Annotated in this window: 8 protein-coding genes; 3 read left to right on the forward strand and 5 right to left on the reverse strand. The window is 73.9% G+C overall.

Going from position 1 to position 9,325, the window contains the following annotated elements:
• The first annotated feature begins 24 nt into the window (after window positions 1-24).
• Window positions 25-456, forward strand: a complete 432-nt coding sequence (locus MPTA5024_RS19090) for a GNAT family N-acetyltransferase (RefSeq protein ID WP_036325371.1) — start codon at window positions 25-27, stop codon at window positions 454-456.
• Window positions 457-489: 33 nt separating this feature from the next.
• A complete protein-coding gene (locus MPTA5024_RS19095) occupies window positions 490-963 on the forward strand; it encodes a MarR family winged helix-turn-helix transcriptional regulator (protein ID WP_036325374.1) in 474 nt (157 codons plus the stop codon).
• A gap of 23 nt (window positions 964-986) precedes the next feature.
• Here MPTA5024_RS19095 and MPTA5024_RS19100 read toward each other — a convergent pair whose 3' ends face one another.
• The 3 genes from MPTA5024_RS19100 to MPTA5024_RS19110 form a co-directional block, all read right to left on the reverse strand.
• Window positions 987-1,547 carry an NADPH-dependent FMN reductase gene (locus MPTA5024_RS19100; RefSeq protein WP_036325376.1) on the reverse strand — a complete coding sequence of 187 codons (561 nt, stop codon included), beginning with the start codon at window positions 1,545-1,547 and terminating at the stop codon, window positions 987-989.
• Window positions 1,548-1,635: 88 nt separating this feature from the next.
• Window positions 1,636-2,460, reverse strand: a complete 825-nt coding sequence (locus MPTA5024_RS19105) for a nucleotidyltransferase domain-containing protein (RefSeq protein WP_036325377.1) — start codon at window positions 2,458-2,460, stop codon at window positions 1,636-1,638.
• A gap of 152 nt (window positions 2,461-2,612) precedes the next feature.
• Window positions 2,613-3,440, reverse strand: a complete 828-nt coding sequence (locus tag MPTA5024_RS19110; protein ID WP_036325378.1) for an alpha/beta hydrolase family protein — start codon at window positions 3,438-3,440, stop codon at window positions 2,613-2,615.
• Window positions 3,441-3,603: 163 nt separating this feature from the next.
• On the opposite strand from MPTA5024_RS19110, the gene nhaA reads away from it, so the two are divergent.
• On the forward strand, window positions 3,604-5,478 hold the full coding sequence (nhaA, locus tag MPTA5024_RS19115; protein ID WP_036325379.1) for a Na+/H+ antiporter NhaA: 1,875 nt from the start codon (window positions 3,604-3,606) through the stop codon (window positions 5,476-5,478).
• A gap of 94 nt (window positions 5,479-5,572) precedes the next feature.
• On the opposite strand, the gene MPTA5024_RS19120 is transcribed toward nhaA, so the two are convergent.
• Entirely contained in the window at window positions 5,573-6,556 is a 984-nt protein-coding gene (locus MPTA5024_RS19120) for a Swt1 family HEPN domain-containing protein (RefSeq protein ID WP_036325380.1), read from the reverse strand.
• Window positions 6,557-6,706: 150 nt separating this feature from the next.
• Window positions 6,707-9,325: YfhO family protein (locus MPTA5024_RS19125; protein ID WP_198167228.1), on the reverse strand; the 2,619-nt coding region annotated here is incomplete at its 5' end.

Below are 9,325 nucleotides of genomic sequence, written 5' to 3' on the forward strand. Positions count from 1 at the left end.
GGGCCGTTGGTAGCGTCGCCGGCTGTGAGCGACACCGGGGTGCGGATCCGGGCGGGGCGCCTGGACGAGATCGAGGCGGTGCTGGAGTTCTGGCTCCTGGCGGCCGAGAATACGGACCGGCACGATTCGGCCGAGGGCGTGCGCAGGCTGATGGAGCGCGACCCCGAGGCGCTGATGGTGGCGGAGATCGACGGGCGGCTGGTCGGCACCCTCATCGCGGGCTGGGACGGCTGGCGGGCCCACCTGTACCGACTCGCCGTCCATCCCGGCCACCGGCGCAGGGGTGTGGCCCGGGCTCTGATCGACGCCGCCGAGGCCCGCTTCGCGCGGTTCGGCGCCGTCCGCTCCGACGCGATGGTCCTCGACGCGAACGTGCTCGCCCACCAGGCGTGGACGGCGGCCGGGTACGGCCGGCAGACCGACTGCAGCCGCTGGGTCAGGTCGCTGCGGTTCTAGGTGTTGCTTGCCGCAACAACTACAATTGTGGTCATGGCCGATGAGACGGAACGCCCCCCGCGACCGTTGACCGCGGACGAGGAGGCGCTCGTCCGCTCCCTGGCCCGGGTGATCTTCGTACTGCCCCGCAACCTGGACGCCGACCTGGTGCGCGAGCAGCACATCACGCTGTCCGAGTACCTCACGCTGATGCACCTGTCGGAGGCGCCCGGGCGTCTCATGCGGATGAGCGAGCTCGCGGCCGCCTGCGAGCTGTCGCTGAGCGGGATGACCCGCGTCGTCACCCGCCTGGAGGCGTCGGGGCTGGTCGAGCGGGTCCGATGCGGTGAGGACGCCCGCGGGTGGAACGCCGTCCTCACCGACGCCGGCCTCGAGCGCCTGAAGGGGGCATGGCCGACGCATCTGGACGGGATGCGGCGATACCTGCTGGACCACCTGGAGGGGATGGACCTGGCCCGCCTCGCGCAGGCGCTTCATCAGGTGGGAGGCGGCGGCTGCCGCCACTGAAGCGCCCGCGCGCGAGAGACGGATCAGACCGCGCGCAGCGGGGCCAGCGCCTTGCTCCAGGCGACGACCTGGTCGAACACGGCCGTGAGCGCGTCGCGCTGGAAGTCGCCGGGCTTGAAGACGCTGAAGTTCTCGAAGTCGTGGAACATCGACAGCGCCACCTGGGCCCGCACGTCGGCCAGCTGCAGCTCACCCGCGATCAGGCGCAGGTGCTCGACGGCCCGGGCGCCGCCGACCGAGCCGTAGCTGACGAACCCGACGGCCTTGTTGTTCCACTCGGCGTACAGGAAGTCGATGGCGTTCTTCAGGGCGCCGGACGTGGAGTGGTTGTACTCGGGGGTCACCATGATGAAGCCGTCGAACGACGCGATCTTCTGCGCCCACTGGTGGGTGTGCGGCTGGGAGTACTGGCCGAGGGACGGCGGGATCGCCTCGTCGAGGTGGGGGAGCTTGTAGTCGAGCAGGTCGACCAGCTCGAACTCGGCGTCGGTGCGCCGTGAGGCGTGCTCGTAGACCCAGCGTGCGACGGCCTCGCCGTTGCGGCCGGGACGGGTGCTGCCGAGGATGATGCCGATTCTGGTCATGGGTCACCGCTTTCCGTAGAAGTAGTTGCTGCGTCAAGCAACATAGCGGGCGGTGTTCCGCGCTGCAACTATCTGGTCAACATCACGATCAGAGACGGGCGGCGTCGGCGACGACAGCGAGGGCGAATTCGGCGGTACGCCTTCGCCGCAGGTCAGGGTCGGAGAAGGCGGGATCGGCCGGCTCGCCGCGCCGGAAGGCCAGGGCCTCGCGGATGAGCGGATGCCACTCGGGCCCGAACACGTCGAGGGCGTACGCGCCGGCCTCCTCCTTGGACACGACGCCGCCCGTGGCGATGGTGTGGTGGAGCCGCGGCGGGCCGAGGACGCCCCAGGCCGTCGACGCCCGGCCCCGGAGGCCGAACCGGTCCGGCCTGCGCAGGGTCCGTTCGGCCCAGGGAAGCCAGTAGCGGCGCAGGTTGTCCCGGTTCCAGTCGCGCAGACGTCCCGGTTCGGGGTCGAGGGCCAGGTCGCCGGGGGAGGGCCCGCGGACGGGGATCCCGCGCTCGCGCAGGACCTTCCAGTTCACGGGGTTGACGTCGAAGCCCGCACCGCGCTGGAACGACGAGCCGACGTGGGAGGCCAGCGGGCGGATCATCGTCACCGGCGTCGCGAGGTCGGCGTCCGAGACGAACACGCCGTTGACCGTCCCCGGAAGCGTCAGCCGCAGATGCGCGACGGAGGAGACGACCGAGGGAAGGTTGGCGGCCACCTGCACCACGCGCAGGCGGCGCAGCTCCCGGTCGTCGAGCCGGCCGTCGACGACGGCCACGAAGTCGATGTCGCTGCGGCCGGGCCGGTAGGCGCCGAGCGCCGTGGACCCGACGACGTAGTAGCCGCGGATCCGTCCGGGGAGCAGCCGATCGGTCACGGACAGGTACCGCCGGGCGGCTCCGGCGACTTCGGGAGGCAGCATGGCCGCACACCGTAGCAGCGACATCGCGCCCGGCGGGCGGGATCGGCCCCCGGCCGTCGACGCCGACCCGGGCGGGGTCGCGTTCCGGCTGTGGGAGGCCGGGGAGCACGCCGGCGCGACGGTCGTGAACGAACCGGGCGCGCTCGTCTCGGTCAGCGGAGGTGGGCGAGGAACCATGCGCCGACCGCCCGGTCCACCGCGGCCGCCGTGGGCAGCTGGGGTGCGGGCTCGACGCCGGGCCGCTCGGCCAGCGGGTGGTCGAGGCCGGGGATCTCCTCCCGCCGGACGTGGTCCGGGTCGGCGTATCGTCGCCGCAGCGCCTCAACCAGGTCGGCCGCGTCGGCGCGGAAGAGCGGGAAGTCCAGCTCGCCGCTCACGACGAGCACGGGCGGCTGCGGCACGCGGGCCGCGATCCGGCCGGCGAGGGCCACGAAGTCGAGCCGGTCGGCCGCGGCCCGGGACTCCTCGTCCCACGCGTACGGCTCGCGGCCTGAGCCCTCGATGACCGCGACGACCGAGCGCGCGCGGACGGCCGCGTTCACCAGCGCCGCCGCGGCCACCGGCACCTCGCCCCCGGCCAGGACGGACAGGGCGACCGCCCCGCCCAGCGAGCCCCCGACGACGCCGATGGGGCCGTCGTCGAGCGGCAGCCGTTCCCTCAGCTCGGCCAGGGCCGCCGGAAACTCCTCCACGGCCTGCCGGACCACCGGGTCCGCGTACCGCATCATCGGGTCCAGGAAGGCCTCCTCGCGCCCGCCGTCCCACGCGCGGTCGCCGCACCACGGCATGCCGAGATGCACCCGCCAGGCCGGGACCCGGGCCAGCGGCAGCGCGGCGGCGAACGCGGCGTCGGTGCACGGCGCGTCCATCATGTGCCACGTCACGACCAGCGGCGCGGGCTCCGCGACCGGGACCGCCGGAGGCAGCGCCGTGAACGGCACGCCCGCGGCCGCGCCTCTGATCGCCTCGTTCTGCCGCATGCTCCTCAGCCCCCCTCGTCGGGATCGTCGCGGCCCCACGCTAGGGGCGCGCGCCGTCCGGCGGAACGGTCCCGCCCTCCGCCCGTGGCGAACTCCGGCGAACGATCCGGGGACGCGCCGGGCGGACGGGAATGCGAGAGGGCGGACGGATGTCAGGTGTGAGGTGACGCAACCCACGTTCTCCGGCCGGACCGCCTGGGCACGGCGCCTCGACACGCCGCTGCGCGAGTTCCTGCGCACCGAGACCGGCAGCGCCGCGATCCTGCTCGCCGCGACCGTGGCCGCGCTGATCTGGGCCAACGTCGACGCCCGCTCGTACGAGGCCCTGTGGGGCACGTCGCTGTCGGTCCGCGTGGGCGGCGCGGGCATCTCCCAGGACCTGCGCCACTGGGTGAACACGGGTTTGATGACGTTGTTCTTCCTCGTCGTGGGGATGGAGGCCAGGCGCGAGTTCGACATGGGTGAGCTGCGCGAACGGCGGCGCCTCCTGCTGCCCGTCCTGGCCGGCGTCGGCGGGATGGTCGTGCCCGTCGCCGTCTACCTGCTGGTCAACGCGGGCAGGCCGTCCCTCCACGGGTGGGGCGCCGCGATGTCGACCGACACGGCGTTCGCGCTCGGCATGCTGGCCCTGGTGGCGTCCCGGTTCCCGTCCCGGGCACACACGTACATGCTGACCGTCACGGTCGTGGACGACCTGGTCGCGCTCGCCGTCATCGCGGTCTTCTACAGCGAGCACGTCGAGGCGGGTCCCCTGATCACCGCAGTCGGGATCTTCGCGCTGATGCTGGGGGTCAAGGCCGCCGGCGTACGGCGGGGGCTCGTGTACGCGGCGTTGGGGATCGCGACGTGGGTCGCGCTGCTGGCCTCGGGCGTCGAGCCGGTGGTCGTCGGGCTGGCCGTGGGCCTGGTCACGTATGCCAGGCCCGCGAGCCGCGGCGACCTGGAACGGGCGTCGGACCTGTTCCGGCTCTTCCGCGAGCAGCCGACGGCGGAGCTCGCGCGCACGGTCAACGCCGGGCTCGCCCAGGCGATCTCGCCGAACCACCGTCTGCTGCAGCTCTACCACCCGTGGACGAGCTATCTGATCGTCCCGCTGTTCGCGCTGGCCAACGCGGGGATCGCGATCAGCGGCGACTTCCTCGGCCGGGCGTTCACCTCGCCGATCACCCTGGGCATCATGATCGCCTACGTCGTGGGCAAGCCCGTCGGGATCGTCGGGTTCACCTGGCTCGTCACGCGGCTCAGCCGGGGGCGGGTGCGGCCGCCGGTCGGCTGGGCGGCCGTCGCGGGCGGCGGCACCATCGCGGGCATCGGGTTCACGGTGTCGCTGCTGATCGCCACCCTCGCCTTCAGGGGGCCGCAGCTCGAGGAGGCCAAGTTCGGCATCCTCGCCGCCGCGCTGTGCGCGTCGCTGCTCACCTGGGCGCTCTCGCGGGCCACCTTCAGGCTCCCGCCGAAGGTGAAGGCGCGGGCGCTGCTCGGCACCGCGGAGGGCATCGTCGATCTCGCCGCCCCCGTCGACCCCGAGCGCGACCATCTGCGCGGGCCGCGGGACGCGCCCGTGACCGTGGTCGAGTACGGCGACTTCGAGTGCCCCTACTGCGGGCAGGCCGAGCCCATCGTCCGGGAGCTCCTCGCCGGCTTCGCCGACGTCCGGTACGTCTGGCGGCACCTGCCGCTGCACGACGTGCACCCGTCGGCCCAGCTCGCCGCCGAGGCGGCGGAGGCGGCGGCGGAGCAGGGGGCGTTCTGGGAGATGCACGACATCCTGCTCCAGCACCAGGGTGAGCTGCTCGTCCCCCACCTGATCACGTACGCGGAGGAGATCGGCATCGACGTCGAGCGCTTCCAGCGTGACCTGGAGGGCCACCTCGGCGCCGACCGGATCGCCGAGGACATCGACTCCGCCGACCTGAGCGGCGTGTCCGGCACGCCGACGTTCTTCATCAACGGCAGGCGTCACAACGGCGCCTACGACATCGCGACGCTCTCGGCCGCCGTCCGCGCGGCCGGCGCCCGCGCGACCCTGATCTCCTGACCCCCCGTCCCGCCGGACGCGCCGGGGACGACATGCGGGCCGCGTCCCGGGGCGACGGGGGGGTACGGACGATGTCCCAGGGCGACGGGAGGCGTCAGGCCTCGGGCTGTGGGCCCTTCCACACCTTCAGGGCGAGGACGACGTTCCTGCCGCGGTGACCGCCGGTCAGCCTGACCAGACCGACCGCCCCTTGAGAGGTGGTCACGCAGAACCGGGTGCCCGGCACGACGTACTTCGCGGTGATCCTGGTGTGCACCGGGCGCGCCGCGGCCCGGCAGGTCGCGTACGTGGCGGGCCGGCGCGGGCCGATCAGCACGATGCGGGTGTCCCGCCCGCTGAGGACGCCGCCGCTGTAGGCGAGGTCGCCCCCGCTCGGCCCGCGGCGCGGCGTGGCCGGCTCGTCGAGCAGCGACAGGTGGTAGCCGTCCCTGAGCGTGACGGCCGGGTAGTCGCCGAGCTGCGCGCCCACCTTCACGTCGGCGAACGAGTCGGCCCCCGGACGGTTGGCGGCGACCAGCCCGACCGTGATCGCCACGGCGCCCGCGGCCGCCAGCGCCAGGACGCCGGGGAAGCGCCGCCGCCGCCTCTCGGGGGGCTTCGGGGCCTGCCTCCTCCTCGCCTTGGCCTTGCGGCGCGGCGCGGGAGTGTGGCGGCCGGGCACCTGGTCCAGCACGAGCTGGGCCTTGTCGACCGCCCCCGCCGCCCTGAGCAGCTCGGCCATCTTCTCCAGGGCCCGCGCCGCCTCGCCGGGGGCGTACGTGGTCTGCAGGTAGTCGTGGTTGATCAGATTGCGCAGGTCGAGCAGCTCCTGGGCGAGGTCCGACGGGTTACGCAGGCCGGACAGGGCCGAGCCGAAGACGTCGCGCCTGTTGCGGATCATCTTGAGGAGGAACTGGGGGTCCGCCAGCGTTGACGTCTTCGCGTAGCCCGCCTTCTCGCTGTCGCGGCGGTTCCACTCCGCGAGCCAGCCGGGGCCGTGACGGGCGGTCATGTGCCGGTCGACGAAGGGGGCGAGTCCCTCGGTCAGATAGCGCAGACCCGTGTCGATCCGCTCCCGCTCGTTTCTCTTCCGCCCCATCCCGCTCCCCGGTCACCGCCGAACCGGGGGAAGCATAATTGGCGGTGAGCGATAATCGCCGCGGAATGCATAAAGCTCACAACGCCCTCACTGCCTGTCGACGTAGTGAATCTCCGATAATTCGTGCATTCGTTTTTGAGCGTATTTCTTTCACCGTTTGTGTCGTCCGGAAAACCGCCAGGCGCAGGAGAGCGCCGCGAGGAGGGCCACCGCCGCGACGGCCAGGCCGGTCCGCAGCCCCGGCGGCGTGAACGAGCAGCTCACCGACGTCGACTTGCCGTCCAGCGGGACGGCGAGCAGCCCGAGGAACGCCTGGGCCGGCCGCGGCGCGGCGTTCCCCGCGGCGCACGTCCAGCCGCGGATGGCGGGGGCCGCGACCACCGCGAGGCCCGTGCCGCCCGACGGCAGCGTGGCCCGCAACGAGTGCCCGGAGACCTGGACGGCGGTCGTCCCGGCCGCACGCAAGGCTTCGACGGCCCGGGCGAGCCGGCCCGGGTCGAGGCAGCCGACCGCGCCGGGCGGGATGGGGCCGCCGAGGCGGGGCCGCAGCTTGATCTTGAGGCGGCCCGTCGCGGGCACCGTCCCGAGCCGCTGCATCGGCGCCCGGCTGTGCCCCGGCACCCCGGTGAAGGCGACGCGCGTGTTCCCGGCGAGGACGGCGCCTCCCGAGTAGTCGGGGGCGTACAGGTACACCTCGTCCCCGGGACGGCACTCCGCCCGCACCACGTACGGGTACGACGGACCGGGGACGGGGTCGGGCGACGTGGCCAGGGAGCCGTCGCGGCCGGGGCGGAGCTCGGCGCCGTACTGGTCCACGTAGCGGAGACGGGGGACGTCGTAGACGCGGGCGCCGATCAGCGCCTCCTGGTTGCGGTACGGCGACGGGCCGTATCCTGCCGAGGGCGGACGCCGGACGGTCACGAGCGGCGCGGCCGCCGTCCGGGTGAGCGTGACGGCGGCCGTGTTCCCGCCCCGCGACTGCGACCTGCCCGCCACGACGGAACGGGCCCGGGCGCCGATCGCGAACACGGCGTCGGTGACGGGGTTGTCGAGGCTCTTCGGCGCCCGCCCGCGCGAGATCCAGCCGAACCCGAGATGGGAGAGCGTGCCGATCAGCGCGGTCGACGTCATGCTGCTGTAGTAGCCGGCGCCCTCCCCGCCGACCAGCTGCGGGTCGTTGGCGGTGATCCGGGCCTCGCCGGGGTCGGTGCGGTACGCCGGCCAGCCGTCGGCGGCGGCGACCGCCGCCCGGAGGCGGTCGTGCCAGGGACCCCAGGCGGCGTAGGAGCCGAGGTGGGCTCCCCGCTTCGTGTCGACGTCCGCCACGTTCACGGCGGCCTCGGCCGTCTGGACGCCCGCCAGCAGCGTGAGCAGGGCGGCCGACGCCACCCGCCGCACCCGTCCCGGCCGCCGGAGGAGCCGGCCGGTGAGGCGGGCGGTGAGGCGGGCGAGGAGCAACAGGCCGTACAGGGCCGCGCCCGCCGCGACCGCCACGCCGGCCCGCCCGAGCATCGCGGGGGTCGTCAGGGTCCAGCGGGAGGCGCCCCAGACCACCGCGGCAAGTGCGACCCCGCCCGCGGCGAGCGCGAGCGGGCGGGGGACGCCCCGCGAGAACGAGGTGAAGCCCGCGATCACCAGCAGGCCGCACAGCACGAACGCCTCACGGTAGGCGCTGCCGTTCGGGCTGGTGAACGCGTACCAGACCCGTACGCTCGGCTGCCACAGCATCGAGGCGAGCACCAGGCCGATCCCCGCCGTCCAGGCCGCCCTCGCCCGCGCCGGCAGCGCCCGGTTGAACGGCAGCGTGAGGGCCGCGAACAGCGCGAACGTGCCGACGAACAGCGCCGGCGAGTTGTACTGGTAGCTCCCGGGCAGCAGCCGTCCCAGCAGCGGCGCCGGCCCGACCGCGGTGAACGGCCTCGGTGTGACCGGCCACGCGTCGCGGGCCGCGAGGTAGCCGACCAGCACCGCGGGGGCCGCCAGGCCCAGCCCGATCGCGCCGTACAGCGCCGCCCGGGCGCTGCCGGCGACGCGCGCCCGGACGGACGCGGGCTCGGCGGACAGGCGCACGAGCAGCACGACGGCGGCCCCGATGGTGGCGAAGCAGGCGGTGTAGAAGTCGCACCCCCAGGCGTACGCCACGAAGAGCGGGGCGAGCAGCGGCCTGCGCCCGGCCAGCGCCCACTCCACGGCCAGGCACAGCAGGGGGAAGGCGATCAGGCCGTCGAGCCACATCGGGTTGTACGCGCCGTCGGTGACGGCCCAGCCGCACAGCCCGTACGCGGCGCCGAACACGGCGGCGAGGCCGGTGTTCCTGCTGCCGCGGAAGGGCAGCCGGCGCAGGTGGACGGCCATCGCCCCGGCTCCGGTGGCGATCTTGGCTACCGTGATGACGTAGACGGCCAGGTCCACCCGCGCCCGGGGGAACAGCGCCACCAGCATCGAGAACGGGCTCGTCAGGTAGTAGAAGACGTCGGGCAGGTAGCTGGAGCCGAAGCCGGAGGCCCAGTCGACGAACAGGTCGCCGCGGGCGTGGCCGTGCAGGACGTCCCAGAGGTAGGCGTAGAAGGGGACGTACTGGTTGCCCAGGTCGCTGACGCTGCGCGTGACCGCGCCGAACGGGAAGAACCCGGCCGCCGCGTCTCCCGCGCACAGCCCGGCGGCGGCCATCGACGCCGCCAGGAGCGCCGCCGCCGTCGCGCCCAGGACGACCCCGTGGCCGCGCGACGCCGCGGCCGACGTCGCGGCCCCTGTCGCGGCGCCCTCGGC

Origin of the sequence: Microbispora sp. ATCC PTA-5024 (assembly GCF_000511135.2) — a bacterium.
GTDB lineage: Bacteria > Actinomycetota > Actinomycetes > Streptosporangiales > Streptosporangiaceae > Microbispora > Microbispora corallina.

Excerpts from the sequence above, each read along its gene's own strand:
- MPTA5024_RS19100 (WP_036325376.1), bottom strand. The coding sequence starts at position 1,547 with ATGACCAGAATCGGCATCATCCTCGGCAGCACCCGTCCCGGCCGCAAC.
- MPTA5024_RS19095 (WP_036325374.1), top strand. The coding sequence starts at position 490 with ATGGCCGATGAGACGGAACGCCCCCCGCGACCGTTGACCGCGGACGAG.
- MPTA5024_RS19120 (WP_036325380.1), bottom strand. The coding sequence starts at position 6,556 with ATGGGGCGGAAGAGAAACGAGCGGGAGCGGATCGACACGGGTCTGCGC.
- MPTA5024_RS19105 (WP_036325377.1), bottom strand. The coding sequence starts at position 2,460 with ATGCTGCCTCCCGAAGTCGCCGGAGCCGCCCGGCGGTACCTGTCCGTG.
- MPTA5024_RS19110 (WP_036325378.1), bottom strand. The coding sequence starts at position 3,440 with ATGCGGCAGAACGAGGCGATCAGAGGCGCGGCCGCGGGCGTGCCGTTC.